This is a genomic window from Variovorax sp. KBW07, from assembly GCF_003852515.1.
In the GTDB taxonomy this organism is placed as follows: Bacteria; Pseudomonadota; Gammaproteobacteria; order Burkholderiales; family Burkholderiaceae_C; genus Variovorax.
The window spans coordinates 1-17,612 of the sequence record NZ_QAJK01000085.1 but is presented as its reverse complement, the minus strand read 5'-3'; the positions used below and the strand labels follow the sequence as shown (position 1 = coordinate 17,612).

General features: G+C 67.6%; 19 protein-coding genes. 13 read left to right on the top strand and 6 right to left on the bottom strand.

Features of this window, described 5'->3' with window-relative positions; translation table 11 throughout:
- Nucleotides 1–121: 121 nt before the first annotated feature.
- Nucleotides 122–862, bottom strand: a complete 741-nt coding sequence (locus tag DBV14_RS17960) for an IclR family transcriptional regulator (protein WP_124460549.1) — start codon at nucleotides 860–862, stop codon at nucleotides 122–124.
- A gap of 131 nt (nucleotides 863–993) precedes the next feature.
- On the opposite strand from DBV14_RS17960, the gene DBV14_RS17955 reads away from it, so the two are divergent.
- The 5 genes from DBV14_RS17955 (at nucleotide 994) to DBV14_RS17935 (ending at nucleotide 5,635) form a co-directional block, all read left to right on the top strand.
- Nucleotides 994–1,941, top strand: a complete 948-nt coding sequence (locus DBV14_RS17955; RefSeq protein ID WP_124460547.1) for a hydroxymethylglutaryl-CoA lyase — start codon at nucleotides 994–996, stop codon at nucleotides 1,939–1,941.
- Nucleotides 1,934–3,136, top strand: coding sequence for a CaiB/BaiF CoA-transferase family protein (locus DBV14_RS17950; protein WP_124460545.1), 1,203 nt, complete (start codon nucleotides 1,934–1,936; stop codon nucleotides 3,134–3,136). Before DBV14_RS17955 ends, DBV14_RS17950 begins: the two co-directional genes overlap by 8 nt.
- A gap of 4 nt (nucleotides 3,137–3,140) precedes the next feature.
- The gene (locus tag DBV14_RS17945; protein WP_124460543.1) at nucleotides 3,141–4,130 is read left to right on the top strand and encodes a tripartite tricarboxylate transporter substrate binding protein; all 990 of its coding nucleotides are present in this window, start codon (nucleotides 3,141–3,143) and stop codon (nucleotides 4,128–4,130) included.
- A gap of 64 nt (nucleotides 4,131–4,194) precedes the next feature.
- Entirely contained in the window at nucleotides 4,195–5,130 is a 936-nt protein-coding gene (locus DBV14_RS17940) for a LysR family transcriptional regulator (protein WP_124460541.1), read from the top strand.
- A gap of 52 nt (nucleotides 5,131–5,182) precedes the next feature.
- Nucleotides 5,183–5,635 carry a DUF2214 family protein gene (locus tag DBV14_RS17935; RefSeq protein WP_124460539.1) on the top strand — a complete coding sequence of 151 codons (453 nt, stop codon included), beginning with the start codon at nucleotides 5,183–5,185 and terminating at the stop codon, nucleotides 5,633–5,635.
- A gap of 78 nt (nucleotides 5,636–5,713) precedes the next feature.
- On the opposite strand, the gene DBV14_RS17930 is transcribed toward DBV14_RS17935, so the two are convergent.
- Nucleotides 5,714–6,067 (bottom strand): hypothetical protein, encoded by a 354-nt coding sequence (locus DBV14_RS17930; protein WP_124460537.1) that lies wholly within the window; start codon nucleotides 6,065–6,067, stop codon nucleotides 5,714–5,716.
- Between the two features lie 131 nt (nucleotides 6,068–6,198).
- On the opposite strand from DBV14_RS17930, the gene argS reads away from it, so the two are divergent.
- From argS to DBV14_RS17895, 7 genes are all read left to right on the top strand, one after another.
- Nucleotides 6,199–7,884, top strand: coding sequence for an arginine--tRNA ligase (gene argS, locus DBV14_RS17925; protein WP_124460535.1), 1,686 nt, complete (start codon nucleotides 6,199–6,201; stop codon nucleotides 7,882–7,884).
- Between the two features lie 8 nt (nucleotides 7,885–7,892).
- On the top strand, nucleotides 7,893–8,666 hold the full coding sequence (locus tag DBV14_RS17920) for an SPOR domain-containing protein (RefSeq protein ID WP_124460533.1): 774 nt from the start codon (nucleotides 7,893–7,895) through the stop codon (nucleotides 8,664–8,666).
- Between the two features lie 142 nt (nucleotides 8,667–8,808).
- On the top strand, nucleotides 8,809–9,453 hold the full coding sequence (locus DBV14_RS17915; RefSeq protein ID WP_124460531.1) for a thiol:disulfide interchange protein DsbA/DsbL: 645 nt from the start codon (nucleotides 8,809–8,811) through the stop codon (nucleotides 9,451–9,453).
- A gap of 219 nt (nucleotides 9,454–9,672) precedes the next feature.
- Nucleotides 9,673–10,377, top strand: coding sequence for a lipopolysaccharide transport periplasmic protein LptA (gene lptA, locus DBV14_RS17910; RefSeq protein WP_124460529.1), 705 nt, complete (start codon nucleotides 9,673–9,675; stop codon nucleotides 10,375–10,377).
- Nucleotides 10,374–11,168, top strand: a complete 795-nt coding sequence (gene lptB / locus DBV14_RS17905) for an LPS export ABC transporter ATP-binding protein (RefSeq protein ID WP_124460527.1) — start codon at nucleotides 10,374–10,376, stop codon at nucleotides 11,166–11,168. Before lptA ends, lptB begins: the two co-directional genes overlap by 4 nt.
- Nucleotides 11,169–11,186: 18 nt before the next feature.
- Nucleotides 11,187–12,785, top strand: coding sequence for an RNA polymerase factor sigma-54 (gene rpoN, locus DBV14_RS17900; RefSeq protein ID WP_124460525.1), 1,599 nt, complete (start codon nucleotides 11,187–11,189; stop codon nucleotides 12,783–12,785).
- 10 nt (nucleotides 12,786–12,795) lie between these two features.
- The gene (locus DBV14_RS17895) at nucleotides 12,796–14,397 is read left to right on the top strand and encodes a phospholipase D family protein (RefSeq protein WP_124460523.1); all 1,602 of its coding nucleotides are present in this window, start codon (nucleotides 12,796–12,798) and stop codon (nucleotides 14,395–14,397) included.
- Nucleotides 14,398–14,424: 27 nt separating this feature from the next.
- Here DBV14_RS17895 and DBV14_RS17890 read toward each other — a convergent pair whose 3' ends face one another.
- Nucleotides 14,425–15,075, bottom strand: a complete 651-nt coding sequence (locus tag DBV14_RS17890; RefSeq protein WP_124460521.1) for a LysE family translocator — start codon at nucleotides 15,073–15,075, stop codon at nucleotides 14,425–14,427.
- A gap of 144 nt (nucleotides 15,076–15,219) precedes the next feature.
- Here DBV14_RS17890 and DBV14_RS17885 point away from each other — a divergent pair, with 144 nt between their 5' ends.
- Complete coding sequence (locus DBV14_RS17885) at nucleotides 15,220–15,471, top strand: hypothetical protein (RefSeq protein WP_148092442.1); 252 nt, start codon at nucleotides 15,220–15,222, stop codon at nucleotides 15,469–15,471.
- Nucleotides 15,472–15,511: 40 nt separating this feature from the next.
- Here DBV14_RS17885 and DBV14_RS17880 read toward each other — a convergent pair whose 3' ends face one another.
- From DBV14_RS17880 to DBV14_RS17870, 3 genes are all read right to left on the bottom strand, one after another.
- Nucleotides 15,512–16,150 carry a YceI family protein gene (locus tag DBV14_RS17880; RefSeq protein WP_124460627.1) on the bottom strand — a complete coding sequence of 213 codons (639 nt, stop codon included), beginning with the start codon at nucleotides 16,148–16,150 and terminating at the stop codon, nucleotides 15,512–15,514.
- Nucleotides 16,151–16,229: 79 nt separating this feature from the next.
- Nucleotides 16,230–16,763, bottom strand: coding sequence for a YceI family protein (locus tag DBV14_RS17875; RefSeq protein WP_124460625.1), 534 nt, complete (start codon nucleotides 16,761–16,763; stop codon nucleotides 16,230–16,232).
- Nucleotides 16,764–16,855: 92 nt separating this feature from the next.
- Entirely contained in the window at nucleotides 16,856–17,467 is a 612-nt protein-coding gene (locus DBV14_RS17870; RefSeq protein ID WP_124460518.1) for a cytochrome b, read from the bottom strand.
- Nucleotides 17,468–17,612: the final 145 nt, after the last annotated feature.

Sequence of the window (17,612 nt, the reverse complement as noted above, 5' to 3'; positions counted from 1 at the left end):
GGCATCGGGTGCTCCCCGCAGCGAAATAAAGGAGGAGCGAAGCGGGGGACATTCGCGGAGGGGAGCACCCGGTGTCAGTCGCACACGCCAAAGAATGACCCCGCACCCGGAACGAGCGAACTCAAACCTGCCCGCGAAGCTCCTTGGCAGCAGCAAGCACAGGCTCGACATAGCCCTCGTCGTACCGGTGCGTAGGCATCGTCAGCGTGACCGCAGCAGCCAGGCTGCCGTCCGCATGAAACACCGGCGCCGAAATGCCCGCCAGCTCGGCCGTGCGGTCGCCCACCAGCGCGCAGTAACCCTGTGCACGAATCGCGTCGTACAGCTTGCGCTCCTTCGCGCCACGCGGCCGCTCCGCCTCGGGCCCGAAGGCGATCAGCACACGCGCCCCCGCGCCCCGGTCGTTCGGCAACAGGTCGCCCGCCCGCACGTGGTCGCGCACCACATGCGATGAGTCGACGCGGAACTGGCACAGGCGCACCCAGCTTTCGCCCTGGTCCTGCCGCACGTGGTACGCCGCGCTTTCGCCCGTGGCGGCGGCCAGCGAACGCAGCACCGGCAGCACGATGCGGTCGAGCGATTGCGACGCGGCATACAGCCCGTGCAGCCGCGCGATCTCCATGCCCAGCGCATAGCGGCCGTCGTCCTGCCGGCGGATCAGCCGCGCGTGTTCGAGCGACGCCAGCAGCCGCAACACCGTGCTCTTGTACAACTGCGTGCGCTCGGCGAACTGCGCGAGCGTCAGCGCTTCGTCGCCGGGCTGGAATGCCGAGAGAAGGCTCAGCGCGCGGTCGACTGCCGCGGCGCCACCGGGGGCGGCGTTGAGGTCTGAAACCGATTCGGTCTGGGCTTTGCGGGGCATGGTGTGGCGTGGCGTGGCGTGGCTTGACAGTGAAAGTCGATTGGCGGTCTAATTCTGTTTAACGGAATTTAGTTCTGCAAGATAGAACTGTCAAGCGATCTGCAATCAATCGCTCCCAGGAGACAAATTCGATGACACCCCCCGATGTCCTCATCAGCGAAGTCGGCCCCCGCGACGGCCTGCAATCGGTCAAGGCCACCATGCCGACGGCCGACAAGCTGCGCTGGATCGATGCGCTCTACGCGGCCGGCCTGCGCGAGATCGAGGTGGCCTCTTTCGTGCCCGCGAAGCTGCTGCCGCAGATGGCCGACGCCGCCGACGTGGTGCGCCATGCAATCACGCTGCCGGGCCTCGTGGTGATGGCGCTGGTGCCCAACCGCAAGGGCGCGCAGGCCGCGCTCGAAGCAGGCGTGCACAAGCTCACGATGCCCGTGTCGGCCAGCGTGGCGCACTCGCTGGCCAACGTGCGCAAGACGCCGACGGAAATGGTCGAGGAGGTGCGCGCCATCTCCGAACTGCGCCGCACCATCGCGCCGCAGGTGAAGCTCGAAGCCGGCATTTCCACCGCCTTCGGTTGCACGCTGCAGGGGCTGGTGCCCGAAGACGACGTGATCCGCCTGGCCGCGCAATGCATCGAGGCTGGCGCCGACGAGTCGGGCCTGTCGGACACCGTGGGCTACGCCAACCCCGCGCAGGTGCGCCGCCTGTTCCGGCGTCTGCGCGCCGAGATCGGCGTGCACGCCGGCGCGGCCCACATGCACAACACGCGCGGCCTCGGCATCGCGAATTGCCTTGCCGCATGGGACGAAGGCGTGCGCACCTTCGACGCATCGCTCGGCGGCCTCGGCGGCTGCCCGTACGCGCCCGGCGCCTCGGGCAATGCGGTGACCGAAGACCTCGTCTTCATGTTCGAAGCCATGGGCGTTCGCACCGGCATCGACATCCCCCAACTCATCGCGGCGCGCGCGCCGCTCATGGCCGGCCTGCCCGGCGAACCGGTCTACGGCATGACGCCCGAAGCCGGCCTGCCGAAAGGCTTTGCTCAGGGCTTTGCCCAGGAAACCACCTCACATGCCTGAAGCCAATCCAACACCGAATCCCTTGCCCTATGCGGGCATCCGTGTCGTCGAGTTCACCCACATGGTCATGGGCCCGACCTGTGGCCTGCTGCTGGCCGACCTGGGGGCCGAAGTCATCAAGGTCGAGCCCATCGAGGGCGACAACACGCGTCGGCTGCTCGGCTCGGGCTCGGGCTTTTTCCCGACCTTCAACCGCAACAAGAAGAGCATCGCGCTCGACCTGAAGAAGCCCGAGGGCGTCGAGGCCGCGCTGCGCCTGATTGCCACCGCCGACATCGTGAGCGAGAACTTCAAGCCCGGCACCATGAAGAAGCTGGGGCTCGACTACGCCACGCTCAGCAAGCTCAACCCGCGCCTCATCTACGTGAGCCACAAGGGCTTCCTGCCCGGCCCGTACGACCATCGCACCGCGCTCGACGAAGTGGTGCAGATGATGGGCGGCCTGGCCTACATGACCGGCCGCTCGGGCGACCCGCTGCGCGCGGGCACCAGTGTGAACGACATCATGGGCGGCATGTTCGGCGCCATCGGCGCCATGGCCGCGCTGCGCCAGCGCGACCTCACGGGCAAGGGCTGCGAGGTGCAGTCGGCGCTGTTCGAGAACAACGTGTTCCTGGTGGCGCAGCACATGATGCAGTTCGCCGCCACCGGCAAGGCCGCCGACCCGATGCCCAGCCGCATCTCGGCCTGGGCCGTGTACGACGTGTTCACCGTGAAAGACGGCGAGCAGATCTTTCTTGCGGCCGTGAGCGACAAGCAGTGGGCCATCTTCTGCAAGGCCTTCGGCCTCGAAGACATGCTGGCCGATCCGCGCCTGAAGACCAACAACGACCGCGTGCTGGCGCGCGACTGGATGATGCCGATCCTGCGCTCGCACCTGGCGGGCCGCAGCGCCGCCGAACTGGCCGCCGTGTTCGAGCAGAACGAGCTGCCCTTCGCGCCCATCACCAAGCCGCAGCACCTGTTCGACGACCCGCACCTCAATGCCACCGGCGGCCTGGCGCCGGTGCGCATGAACGACGGCAGCACGGCCAAGGTGCCGCTGATGCCGTTCACGCTCGATGGCGAGCGCCCCGGCATCCGGCTGCAGCCGCCGCACATCGGCGAGCACAGCAACGAGCTGCTGAAAGAAGTGGGCTACAGCGACGCACAGATCGCAGCCCTCAAGACACACCACATCACCCTCGGAGACTGACCCCATGTTTTCATTCACACGGCGCGCCTTGCTGGCCTGCGCCGCAGCCGCCGCATGCCTTTCCGCCATCGATGCCGCCGCGGCGGACACCGCCACGGCGTGGCCCGAGAAGCCCGTGCGCCTCGTCGTGCCCTACACGCCGGGCGGCGCCACCGACATCGTGGCGCGCCTCATCGCGCAGAAGGTGACCGACGACACGAAGTGGACCTTCATCGTCGACAACCGCGCGGGCGGCAATGGCAACATCGGCATGGACGTGGTGGCCAAGTCCAGGCCCGACGGCTACACCATCGGCCTGGGCCAGACCGCCAACCTGGCGATCAACCCGACGCTGTTTCCCAAGATGCCCTACGACGCGCTGAAAGACCTGGTGCCGGTCTCGGTCGTCGCCTCGCAGCCCGTGGTGCTGGTGGTGCGGGCCGACGCGCCGTTCAAGTCGCTGGCCGAGCTGGTCGCGGCCGCCAAGGCCAGGCCGGGCGAGATCAAGCAGGCGCTGGCCGGCACCGGCACGCTCGGCCACATGGCCGGAGAAGTGCTCGCCAGGCGCGCGGGCTTCAAGGTGCTGAACGTGCCGTACAAGGGCGCCGCGCCCGCCATCACCGACCTGCTCGGTGGCCAGACCGACTACATGTTCGCCACGCCGCAGGGCGCGCTCGCCATGGTCAAGGGCGGCAAGCTGCGCGCGCTGGCCGTCACCTCGGCCAAGCGCCTGCCCGTGATGCCCGAGGTGCCGACCGTGGGCGAAAGCTACAAGGGCTTCGAAGCGGTGGACTGGAAGGCCATCGTGGTGCCGGCCGGCACGCCCGCCGACATCGTGAAGAAGCTCAACGCCGCCATCGACAAGGCGCTGGCCAAGCCGGCCACCATTTCGCAACTGCTGGCCGAGGGCAGCACGCCCGGCGGTGGCAGCCCGGAGCAGGCGGCGCAGTACATCCGATCTGAGCACGCGCGCTGGGGCGCGGCGGTGCGCGAGGCGGGTGTCCAGCCGGAATGAGCCTGAGCCTGCAAGAAGGGCGGCCGGCTCCGCCCGCGGGCGATATCGATATAGTTCCGGCCCCATGGACCGCCTGAAGCAACTCGAATCCTTCGTCTCGGTCGCGACCCGCGGCGGGCTCACCGCCGCGGCCAAGGCCGAGGGCGTGGCGCCCGCGATCATGGGGCGGCGGCTCGATGCGCTCGAAGAGCGGCTGGGCGTCAAGCTGCTGGTGCGCACCACGCGCCGCATCACCCTCACGCACGAGGGCAGCGCCTTTCTCGAAGACTGCCAGCGCCTGCTGACCGAGTTCGCGAATGCCGAAGCCAGCGTGAGCGCAGGCGGCGTCAAGGCCAGCGGGCACCTGCGCGTGACGGCGCCGGCCGGTTTCGGGCGCCGCCACGTGGCGCCGCTGGTGCCGCGCTTCCATGCGCTGCACCCCGAAGTGACGATCTCCCTGAACCTCAGCGACCGCGTGGTCGACGTGACCGGCGAGAGCTTCGATTGCGCGGTGCGCGTGGGCGACCTGCCCGATTCGTCGCTGGTCAGCGTGCGGCTGGCCGACAACCGCCGGCGCTGCGTGGCAACGCCCGAATTCATCCGCCGGCACGGCATGCCGCGACACCCCGGCGAGCTCTCGCGCTTTGCCTGCCTCACGCTGTCGAGCGATGCCTCGCAAACCCGCGGCTGGGCCTTTCGCATTACCGCCGAGGGCGGCGCGCGGGAACTGATTCACCTGCGCCCCAGCGGCCCGCTCGACTGCTCCGACGGGCAGGTGTTGCACGACTGGTGCCTGGCCGGCCACGGCATTGCGTGGCGCAGCACTTGGGAGGTCGAGGCCGAGATCGATGCCGGCCTGCTGGTGCCGCTGCTCGACGACTTCGCCGCGCCGCCCAACGGCATCTACGCGGTGTTCGCAGGCGCCAAGCACCTGCCGCTGCGGGTGCGACTGTGGCTTGATTTCCTCAAGGAGCAGTACGGAAATCCGGATTTCTGGGGAGGCCGGCCCGAAGGCGCTTGAGCGGCGTCACAATCTGTTTGCATTTGCAACCCGTTCAAGAAGAAAGCCATCGATGACGTTCGAAGCCATCCTCGCCTACCTGCATCTGCTGGCCATCCTCACGATGGTCGTCTTCATTTCCAGCGAAGCCGCGCTGTGCCGCGTCCAGTGGCTCAACGCCGCGGTGGTCGAGCGGCTCGCCAAGGTCGACATGGTCTACGGCATTGCCGCCATCGCGGTGCTCGCCACCGGCATCGCGCGCACCTGGTGGGGCGTGAAGGGCACGGCCTGGTACTGGACCAATCCGCTGCTGCACGTGAAGCTGGGGCTGTTCATCATCGTCGGCGTTCTGTCGATCTTTCCGACGCTCACTTATTTCCGCTGGCGCAAGACGCTGCGCGCCACCGGCAAGCTGCCGGCTGAAGAGGACATCAAAAAGACGCGCAAGCTGGTGATGGTGCAGGCCCACCTGATCGCGCTGATTCCGCTGGTGGCCGTGTTCCTGGCGCGCGGCTTCGGCAAGTAAGCCGACCCATGAAAAAGGCCCGCACGCGGCGGGCCTTGTTTTCTTGCGCACCGCTCGGTGCGGCACGGCGTCAAGGCATCAGGCCTTGGCTTCTTTCTCGCACTTCTTGATGAAGCTGTTCTTGGCGGCGCCGGCCAGCGGCTTGCCGTTCTTGTCGATGGCCTTGGCTGCGCAAGCGGGTGCGGCGGCCGACTTGGCTTCTTTTTCGCACTTCTTGATGGAGCTGGCCTTGGCGGCGCCGGCCAGCGGCTTGCCATTCTTGTCGACGGCCTTGGCGTCGCAGCTTGCGCCGGCGGCGGGTGCCGCGGGTGCGGCAGCGGCGGCAGGAGCAGCGGCGGCGGGCGCGGCAGGTGCCGGAGCCTTGTCTTGAGCCTGCGCGGCGCCGAAGGTGAGACAGGCGCCCAGGGCGACCAGGGAAAGGAACTTCTTCATGGTGATATGTCCTTGCAAGGTTGAGTTGTGACAGGTGCCCCGCCCCGGGGCCGCCCATCCTAACGGGCCAAGACGCCCATCGGATGACCAGCGGTGGCGCGGCCCGGGTTTGCCCCCGGTAAAATTCGCAGATGCTATTGGTCAAACAAGAGTTGCTCGCGGCGCTCGCGAACACGCTCGAATCCCTCTCGCCCGGCGCTGGCTCCAAAGCCGCGTTCGAGTCGCCCAAGGTGGCAGCGCATGGCGATTTCGCCAGCACGGCCGCAATGCAGCTTGCCAAACCGCTGGGGCGCAAGCCCCGCGAGCTGGCCGAGCAACTGAGCGCTGCGCTGCTCGCCACCCCCGCTTTCGGCCAATGGGTCGAGGCGATCGAGATCGCCGGGCCCGGCTTTCTCAATATCCGCCTGAAGACGGCCGCCAAGCAGCAGATCGTGCGCGAGGTGCTGGCCGCCAGCGAAACCTTCGGCCAGCAGCCCGCCACCGGCGAAAAGGTGCTGGTCGAGTTCGTCTCGGCCAACCCGACCGGTCCGCTGCACGTGGGCCATGGCCGCCAGGCCGCGCTGGGCGACGCCATCTGCAACCTGCGCGCCTCGCAGGGCGAGAGCGTGTGGCGCGAGTACTACTACAACGACGCCGGCGTGCAGATCCAGACGCTGGCCAACAGCACGCAACTGCGCGCCCGCGGCTTCAAGCCCGGCGACGCCGAATGGCCGAGCGGCGAAAAGGCACCGGCCTACAACGGCGACTACATCGCCGAGATCGCCGAAGACTTCAAGGCGAAGAAGACCGTCAAGTCGGAAGACCGCGAAGTCACCGCCACCGGCGACATCGAGGACATCGACGCGATCCGCGAATTCGCCGTGGCCTACCTGCGCCGCGAGCAAGACCTCGACCTGCAGGCCTTCCGCGTGCATTTCGACCAGTACTACTTGGAGTCGAGCCTGTACACCAGCGGCCGCGTCGAGGCCGCGGTGCAGAAGCTCGTGGCCGCCGGCAAGACCTACGAGCAAGACGGCGCGCTGTGGCTGAAGTCGACCGACTACGGCGACGACAAAGACCGCGTCATGAAGAAGCAGGACGGCACGTACACCTACTTCGTGCCCGACGTGGCGTACCACATCGCCAAGTGGGAGCGCGGCTTCCACAAGGTGATCAACATCCAGGGCACCGACCACCACGGCACCATCGCGCGCGTGCGGGCCGGCCTGCAGGCGGCCGGCGAAGGCATTCCCGAGGGCTACCCAGACTACGTGCTGCACACCATGGTGCGCGTCATGAAGGGCGGCGAAGAGGTCAAGATCACCAAGCGTGCCGGCAGCTACGTCACCCTGCGCGAGCTGATCGAGTGGACCAGCACCGACGCCATCCGCTTCTTCCTGCTGAGCCGCAAGCCGGACACCGAATACACCTTCGACGTTGACCTCGCGGTGACGAAGAACAACGACAACCCGGTGTACTACGTGCAGTACGCGCATGCGCGCATCTGCTCGGTGCTGGCCGGCTGGGGCGGCGACCGCGCCACGCTGGCGGGCGTCGACCTGTCGCCGCTCGAAAGCCCGGCGGCCCAGGCGCTGATGCTGCTGCTGGCCAAGTACCCGGCCATGCTGACGGCCGCGGCCAAGGACTTTGCGCCGCACGACGTCACTTTTTACCTGCGCGAACTGGCCGCCTGCTACCACAGCTACTACGACGCCGAGCGCATCCTGGTCGACGACGAAAAGGTCAAGCTGGCCCGCCTGGCGCTGGTCGCCGCGACCGCGCAGGTGCTGCACAATGGCCTCGCGATTCTTGGCGTCAGTGCGCCGAGCAAGATGTGAACCTCACCATGAAGAAGACAACCAGACAACGCGGCAACATCGTCATCGGCCTGATCATCGGGCTGGTGCTGGGCCTGGGCGTCGCGCTGGGCATCGCGGTCTACGTGACCAAGGTGCCGATCCCGTTCGTGACCAAGACCCAGAAGGGCGGCGCCGAGCAGGACGAAGCCGAAGCCCGCAAGAACCGCGACTGGGACCCGAACGCGCCGCTGGCCGGCAAGGCCGGTGCTCCCAAGCCCGCACCCGCCGCCACCGGCCCCGTGAACCCCGTCACCGGCGAGCCGGCCACGGCCGCCGTGACCCCGGCCACCGCGCCGCCCACTACCGCACCGCCGGTGCCCGTGGTGGTGGCGCCCAAGCCGCCGCGCACCGCACCCGTGCCGGCCGAAGCCAATGCGCTGCCGCCGTCGAACGACCCGCTGGGCGACCTCGCCCGTGCGCGCGCGGGCGGCGGTTCGGGCGGCTCGACCACCACGGCCTCGGCCGCGCCGAGCAGCAGCCATGCGGCCGCCGCTCCCGCGACCTCCGCGGCTTCGGGTGCCGATCCGTTCATGTACTTCGTGCAGGCCGGCGCCTTCCGCACCACCGACGACGCCGAGGCCCAGCGCGCCAAGCTGTCGCTGATGGGCGTCGAGGCCCGTGTCACCGAGCGCGAGCAGGCGGGCCGCACGGTCTACCGCGTGCGCGCCGGCCCGTTCAACAAGAAGGACGACGCCGACCGCCTCAAGGAACGGCTCGACGGCGGCGGCCTGGAGTCGGCATTGGTCCGCGTGCAGCGCTGAGCGCGCAGCCGCCACGAATAGCCTTTAAGCTTCGCCGCGCGGCATTTGCCGCCACCATCCATCGCCTGGGGCGCGCAGGGTGCGGGGGAACTCCCCGCCGCGCGCCGGCTCAGTCTGCCGTACCAACTGGAGAACCCTTTCAATGAAACGTCGTGACTTTTCGCTGGCCGCCACTTCGCTTGGCCTGCTGTCCCTGGCCGCCAATCCGGCCCACGCCCAGCGCGCGCCCAAGGCCGGCACCGAGTACCTGGTGCTCGACAAGCGTGTGCCCGTCGACGCGCCCGCCGGCAAGATCGAAGTGGTTGAGTTCTTCTCGTACAACTGCCCGCATTGCAACGACTTCGAGCCGTCGCTCGAAGCCTGGGTCAAGTCGGCGCCGAAGGAAGTGTCTTTCCGCCGCATCCCCGTGCCTTTCGTGGGCAACGACGTCGAAGCCAAGCAGCGCCTGTACTACGCGCTCGAAGCCATGGGCAAGGTCGACGAGTACCAGCCGAAGGTATTCAGCGCGATCCACGCTCAGCGCCAGAACGTGAACGGCGACGCCAACATCATTGCCTGGGCCACCGCGAACGGCCTCGACGCCGCCAAGTTCAAGGAAGCCTTCACCTCGTTCGGCGTGGCCAGCAAGGCCAAGCGCGCCTCGCAGATGACCGAGGCCTACAAGGTGGCGGGCGTGCCCGCGATGGCCGTGGCCGGCCGCTGGTATGTCGACGGCGAAACCGCCGGCAACATGACCAAGGTTCTCCAGGTCGTGAACTACCTGATCGGCGAAGCCAAGAAGGGCTGACCGGCCGCCGGGCTGCGCGGCACCCGGTGTCCGCGGCGCCTTCCTTCCTGTTTCTTCCCTTCTTCCCCTTTGCAGGGGCGACACCGGCGGGCCGGCAGTGCCGGCTCCGCGGTGTTCCCTGAATGGGACACTGGCTCGCTTTGGCGAGCTTTTTTGTCGGCGATGGTGGGCTGTTGTAATCAGCCGCATACAATGCCGCAGAGCAAGTTTCGTGCCTCTATGACATTGCATTCTTACCCCACCACTCCCTTCTTCCGTTGCATCGGCCGCATGGCTGTCGGCGCCCTGTTGCTGGCCGGTCTCGCTTCGGGCGTGCTGGCCGAAACAGCCGACCGCGCCAAGCCGATGAACATCGAGTCGGACGCCATGCGTTACGACGACCTGAAACAGACCAGCGTGTTCACCGGCAACGTGCTGGTCACCAAGGGCACCATCATCATTCGCGGCGCGCGCCTCGATGTGCGGCAGGACCCCGAGGGCTACCAGTACGGCGTGGTCACGGCGGCACCCGGCAAGCGGGCTTATTACAAGCAGAAACGCAATGCGCCCGACGAGTGGATCGAGGGCGAGTCCGAAGTCATCGAGTACGACAGCCGCGCCGACAACGTCAAGTTCATCCGCAACGCCGTGATGCGCCGCCTGCTCGGCTCGACGCCGAACGACGAGAGCCAGGGCGCGCTGATCGTCTACGACCAGAGCAACGACACCTACACGGTCAACGGCTCCACGGTGCCGGCGAACACCGCCGTCAACGCCTCGGCGCCGGGCGGCCGCGTGAAGACCATCCTGACGCCCAAGGCGGCCGCCCCTGGCGCTGCCGGGGCCGCGGGCACGAAGGTCGCGCCGCCGGCACCCGTTCCGGCCACCGGCCAGGGCCTGCGTCCGACCACCACGCTCGGTGGCGAGGGAGAAACCCGCAAGTGATCGAAACCGCTGGAACACAGGACGCCGACGGCAAGCCGGGCAGCCGCCTGGTCGCGCGTGGCCTGAAGAAGAGCTACGGCAGCCGCACGGTGGTGAAAGACGTCTCGCTCGACGTGCAGAAAGGCGAAGTCGTCGGGCTGCTCGGGCCCAACGGCGCCGGCAAGACCACCTCGTTCTACATGATCGTCGGGCTGGTGCGTGCCGACGCTGGCGACATCACCATCGACGGCGAGCCCATCGCCCACATGCCGATCCACCGCCGCGCCCGCATGGGCCTGAGCTACCTGCCGCAGGAAGCCTCGATCTTCCGCAAGCTCACGGTCGAGGAAAACGTGCGCGCCGTGCTCGAGCTGCAAAACGAGCCCGACGCGAACGGCAAGCTGGTTTCGCTGTCCAAGCAGAACATCGATGAGCGCCTGACCGAGCTGCTGACCGACCTGCGCGTCGATCACCTGCGCGATTCGCCGGCGCTGGCGCTGTCGGGCGGCGAACGCCGGCGCGTCGAGATTGCGCGCGCACTGGCCACCCAGCCGCGCTTCATCCTGCTGGACGAGCCCTTTGCCGGCATCGACCCGATCGCGGTGATCGAAATCCAGCGGATCATCAGCTTCCTGAAAGAACGCGGCATCGGCGTGCTCATCACCGACCACAACGTGCGTGAAACGCTGGGCATCTGCGATCACGCGTTCATCATCAGCGACGGGCATGTGCTGGCACAAGGCACGCCCTCGGAGATCGTCGACAACGCCGAAGTACGCAGGGTGTACCTCGGTGAGCACTTCCGCATGTAAGGGAGGGGCGCGTCCTTTATGAAGCAAGGGCTGTCCCTTCGCGTCTCGCAGCACCTGGCGCTCACGCCCCAGCTGCAGCAGTCGATCCGGCTGCTCCAGCTTTCCACGCTCGAACTGAGCCAGGAAGTGGAGCAGATGCTGGACGAGAACCCGTTTCTCGAACGCACCGCCGAAGAAGCCGCGCGCGAGGAATTCGGGCTCGACGCCGTCGACACGCCGATCCCGCGCGATGAAGCGGGCGAAGCCGCCGAGAGCGATTTCGCCTCGGCCCCGGCCAGCAGCACCACGACCACCGCCAGCGAAACCGCCTCGGCGCCCGACGCCGACGGCCCGGCCGCCGAGATCGCCGAGCGCGAGCCCGACTGGGAAGGCGACGGCACCGTCGACATGGCGCCCGACGACAGCGAGTGGGGCAGCGATGCCCCCGCGCGCCAGAACAACCTGGGCGAAGACGGGCGCGCCGATGCCACCGAACTCGCGCGCAGCCAGGAGTCGCTGCAATCGTTCCTGCATCGCCAGGCGCTGAGCCTGCGCCTGAACGAGAACGACAGCGCCGCGCTGCGCTTCCTGATCGAATCGCTCAACGACGACGGCTACCTCGAAGACTCGCTGCCGGCACTGGCCTCGGGCCTGGCGGGCGACGACAACGACCAGTTCGACGACCTCGTGCACCACTTCCAGGTGGCGCTGGGCCTGCTGCAGAGCCTGGAGCCCGTGGGCGTGGGCGCGCGCGACCTGGGCGAGTGCCTGGGCATCCAGCTGCGCGCGCTGGCCGCCGAAGACCGCGATGCCGACGAAGACCAGGCGCAGGTCTACAAGATCGCCATTGCCATCTGCAAGCAGCCGATGGAGCTGCTCGCGCGGCGCGACTTCAAGCGCCTGGCCACGCTCACGCGCAGCAACGAAGACGTGGTGCGCCTGGCGCTGCAGATCATTGCGCGGCTCGAACCCAAGCCGGGGCGCCGCTTCGTCGACGTCGAGCGCAACATCGTCATTCCCGACGTGATCGTCACCAAGACCGGACGCGGCACCAACATCAAGTTCCGCGTCATGCTGAATCCCGAGGTCATGCCGCGCCTGCGCGTGCACGACATCTACGCCGGCGCGCTCAAGTCGCACAAGGGCGAGGGCAGCCAGGCGCTGTCGCAGCGGCTGCAGGAGGCGCGCTGGTTCATCAAGAACATCCAGCAGCGCTTCGACACCATCCTGCGCGTGAGCAACGCCATCGTCGAGCGGCAGAAGAGCTACTTCGTGCACGGCGAACTGGCCATGCGGCCGCTGGTGCTGCGCGAAATTGCCGACGAACTGGGCCTGCACGAATCGACCATCTCGCGCGTGACCACCGCCAAGTACATGGCCACGCCGTTCGGCACGGTCGAGCTGAAATACTTCTTCGGCTCGGCGCTGGGCACCGAGACCGGCGGCAACGCATCGAGCACCGCGGTGCGCGCGCTCATCAAGCAGTTCGTGAGCTCCGAGAGCATCAAGAAGCCGCTGTCGGACAGCCAGATTTCCGAGATGCTGAAAGAGCAGGGCATCGAGTGCGCGCGCCGCACCGTGGCCAAGTACCGCGAAGCGCTGCGCATCGCGCCCGCCAACCTGCGCAAGGCCCTGTAGAAAGACGCCGATGACCCGTCGCCTGCTGTCGCGCTGCGGGCATTGGGTTTTCGCGATGGCTGCGGCGCTGCTGTTTTCCGGCTGCGCCACCTTGCCCGACGAGGCGCCGCGCCCGCCCACCCGCGCCATTGCCGCATCGGCCGACACCGCGCTCGGCAAGATCGCGCTGGCGTCGCAGCCCGATGCCGACCTCAGCGGCTTTCGCCTGATGCCCGGCGGCGACTTTGCCTTCGACACCCGCATCCAGCTGGCGCGCCGCGCCCAGCGCACGCTCGACGTGCAGTACTACCAGATCGAGAACGACGAGACCGGCCGCTACCTGCTGCGCACCCTGCGCGACGCGGCCCAGCGCGGCGTGCGCGTGCGCCTGCTCATGGACGACCTGTATACGTCCGGCGAAGACGAACTGCTGCTCGGGCTGGCCGCCACGCCGAACGTCGAGCTGCGCCTGTTCAACCCGTTCCCGGCCGGGCGCGGCAGCCTGCTCAAGCGCTTCACCGCCTCGCTCTTCGACTTCAGCCGGGTCAACCGCCGCATGCACAACAAGCTGTTCATCGCCGACGGTGCGATGGCGGTGGCGGGCGGGCGCAACATCGGCAACCAGTACTTCACGCGCACCTCGGGCGAGAATTTTCTCGACCTCGACACCTTCGTGACGGGTGCGCTCATCCCCCGCCTGGGCGTGCTGTTCGACCAGTACTGGAACAGCGCCTACGTGCGGCCGATCCAGTCGGTGGTGAGCAGCGGCCTGTCGCGGGAGGAACTGCAGAAGCGCTTCGACGCCGCCACCGGCCCCGCCACCACGCCGCCGCCGCCGAAACCCGCGCCCAACGACCTGCTCGGCTACAGCCCGATGGTCGAAGACCTGGACGCCGGCAAGCTCGGCCTGATCTGGACCACCGCCGAGGCGTACGCCGATTCACCCGACCGCGTGATCGGCAAGACCGCGTCGTATGGGGGCGTGCCGCTGCTCGATGTCGACAGCGTGCGCTACAACGTGGTCGAGCAGATGCGCCGTGCGCGCAGCGAGGTGACCATCGTCTCGCCGTACCTGATTCCGGGCGCTTCGGGGCTCGACGTGATGCGCGAGATTCGCGGGCGCAACGTGAAGATCAGCGTGGTCACCAATTCGCTGGCCGCCACCGACGAGCCGCTGGTGCATACGGCCTACCGGCGCTACCGGCCGGACATGCTCAAGCTGGGCGCCGACCTCTACGAGCTGAGCTCGACGCGCACGCGGCGCAGCGTGCGGCTGGGGCTGTTCGGCACGTCGGTCGGGCGGCTGCATGCCAAGTCGGCCGTGATCGACCAGCGCATCCTGTTCGTCGGCTCGATGAATTTCGACCCGCGCTCCGAGTCGCACAACACCGAGATCGGCCTGTTCATCCGCAGCCCCGAGATGGCGCAGCAGACGCTCAAGCTGATCGACGTGCTCAAGCAGCAGGGCGCCTACCGGCTGCGCTTTGCCGAGGGGAGCAACGACTCGCGCATCGAGTGGGTCAGCGAAGAGGCCGGCAAGACCACGGTGCTCCACGAAGAGCCGGACTCCGGTTTCTGGGACCGCACGATGCTCGAGCTGCTGGCGCCGCTCACGCCCGAGAGCCTGCTGTAGCCAGACGCGGGCTTTTCTTTTTGTTCGTCAGTGGCCGCCGCGCACGGCCGACCAGACCAGCCGCAGGCCGAGCAGGCCCATCACGCCGCCTGCCGCGCGGTCGATCCAGGTCTTGTAGCGCAGGTAGGCCGAGCGCGGCGCTGCCGAAGACAGCGCCAGCGCCACGATGGCGTACCAGCCCGTCTCGATGCAGAAAATGACCGCCGGCACCGCCAGCGCCAGCACCAGCGGCACCTCGCGCGGCAGGAAGGCCGCGAAGATGCTGGCGTACACCACGGCCGTCTTCGGGTTGCTGACCTGCGTGGCCAGGCCCAGCAGGAAGGTGCGCCCGCCGCGGCCCTGCTGGCGCGGGGAGTTGCCGCTGCTGTCGGCCGGCGCCACGTTCAGCGGCTGCCGCGCCCCGCGCCAGATCCGGATGCCCAGGTAGATCAGGTAGGCGCCGCCAAACCCCTTGATGGCCAGGTAGAGGGCGGGCACCGCCAGGAACGCTGCCTGCAGGCCGGCCATGGCGGCGATGGCGAACACCAGCCCGCCCGCGCCCATGCCCAGCGCCGCCGCCAGCCCGTCGCCGCGCGAGGCCACGGCGGTGCGTGCCACCATGACGAAGCTGGGCCCCGGGCTCATCGCGCCCACGGCCATGGCACCGGCGATGCCAAGCAGGGAAAGGGTGTTGTCCATTGGTTTTGACTCCTGGGGATGCCGTGAAAAGGGTGAACAGCGTGCAGAAATGCACGTTGATCGAAGCTTGAAAAGTAAACTCTAAGTACTACTGAGGTTACTTTTGGTTTACATTTTCTCCATCGGACTACCGCGGTGCAACAAATGAAAAACCTTCTACTCCTCGCTGTCTGGGCCATGGTCCTGTCGTTCCTGCTCAGCTTCTTCTACTGGAGCGATGCACCGCTGTACGAACAACTGATTTTCGGCGCGGTCATGACCGTCGTCACGGGCGCCTGGATGCTGGCCCTGCTGAACCTTCCGCGCGCGGTGACTGCCGTGCGCCAGTGGCTGAAGTCGTCCAAGGCCCAGCGCGTTCGCCTCGGGCAGAACACCCGCAAGGGCGTTGTCAGGTAAGCAGGAAAGAAGCCGGCGCCCCCGGGCGCACAGCAGGCGGTTACGGCTGGACGTTGACCGCTTCCACCTGCACCAGCAATTTCACTTTGTTTTCGAACCCGAAGTTCAGTCCCCAGGTAATTCCCCAGTCGCTGCGTTCCACCGTGGTCTCGAAGTCGCCGCCGCACACCTGGCGATTGATCAGCGGGCTCAGGTAGCAGTTGAAACGCACGGCCTTCAGCGTCACGGGCCGTGTCTGCCCCATCAGGGTGAGCGTGCCCGGCACGTCGACCACCTTGTCGCCGCTGAAGTCGATGCGGTCGGCCACGAAGCGGCCGGTCGGAAACTCCGCCACATTGAAGAAATCGCGGCTCTGCACGTGCCGGTTGAGCAGGTCGACGCCGGTGTTGATGGAGCTGATGTCCATGGTGATGTCGACCTTGCCGCTGCTGCCGGTGCCGTCGATCTTCACCGAGCCGTCTTTCGTGCTGAAGCGACCCCGGTTGGTGGTGGTGCCGTAGTGGCCCATCTCGTACATCACGAAGGTGTGCGTGGGGTCGATCACGTAGTTGGCGTTCTTTGCCGGCCCGCCCGCGGGCTTGGCGGCAACCGCCGGCGCGGTGTATTCCTGTGCCGTGGCCAGCGTGGTGCCGATGGACGCGGCCGACAGCGCCGCTGCAAGGAGGAGCTTCTTCTTCATGGCGGTGGATGTGGAGGTCATGAAAGAGTTTCGGAAGAGTGAGGGGGCGGCCGGCCGATCGAAAAAATTCTTCGACAGGTCATAGCGGCCCGAAGCCCGCCAGCGTGAGCTTGAAGCGCACCTGCACCTCGTTGCCGACCACCGAGGTGTCGGTCCATTCGCCGTCGCCCACCTTGAAATCGAGCCGCTGGATCGTAAAGCTTCCGGTGGCCACCGCGTAGTTGCCGCCGCCCGGCGCCGCCGCGATGCCGACGGGCACCGTCACCGACCTGGCGATGCCCTTGATGGTGAGCTTGCCCGCCATCTCGAACTTGCCGTCGCCCAGCGCCTTGATGGCGCTCGACTGGAAGCTCGCCTGCGGAAAATGCGCGGCGTCGAACCATGGCGCCTTGGGCAGCTCGGCATCGCTCATGGGCACGCCGAAGCCGGCGCTGGCCGTGTCGATCTGCAGCGCGACCGTGCCGCCCTCGGGCTTCTTCGGATCGAAGGCCACTTGCGCATCGAACTTCTTGAACGTGCCTTCCACCGGCACGCCCATCTGCTTGCTGACGAAGACGATCTGGCTCTTGTCGGCTATCAGCCGCGTGGCCGAAGGTTCGGCGCCGGCCGGCATGGCGGCGGTGAGTACGAACGCGAGCGCGGCGAGGGGTTGCAACAGGCGGGAGAGGGGGCACTTCATCATCATCAGCTTCATCGTCGTCATCATCATGATCTTCCGGCGGATTCCTTGCGCGGCGCGGGCCACATGCGTTTCAACAGGCCATCGCGGTCGATCCAGTGGTGCTTGAGCGCGGCCGCCACGTGCAGCAGCGTGACGGCGGCCAGCAGGTAGGCGCTGCCCTTGTGCAGCGGCTTGAGCACGGCCTCGGCAAAGTCCTTGTCGACCGGCACGAAGTCGGGCAGCGGCAGCACGCCGAACCACACCACGGGCACGCCGAGCGACGAGCTGTAGGCCCAGCCGAAGAGCGGCACCGCGAAGAACAGCAGGTACATCGAAGAATGGCTGACCCGCCGGCCCGCGACCTGCCAGCGCGGCATGGCAGCCATGATGCGCGCGGGCAGCGCCGGCGGCCGATGGCCGAGGCGCCACAGCAGCCGCAGCGCCGAGAGCAGGAGGATGGCAACGCCGGCCCATTTGTGCCAGCTGTAGAGCTTCAGCCGCAGCGGCGAAAAGGGCAGGCCGGTCATGTACAGCCCGACGCCGAGCGAGCCGACGATCATGGCGGCGAGGAGCCAGTGCAGCACGATCGCAACGTTGCCATAGCGCAGGGGGCGCGCGTCGGCGGCGGGGAGTGGGGAGGGTGTGTCGGCGGACATCTGATGCAGGTCGGGGCCTGTGCGCGGAGCATATCCCGGAAGGCTTGGCGTCATTGCACGGCTCGTGCCAGGGCTCTTTGTCTGGTGTCCACTCCGCGTTGTTCTGGGGCTGCTGTTTCGTTCGCTCGTTCATTCAGGGCGACGC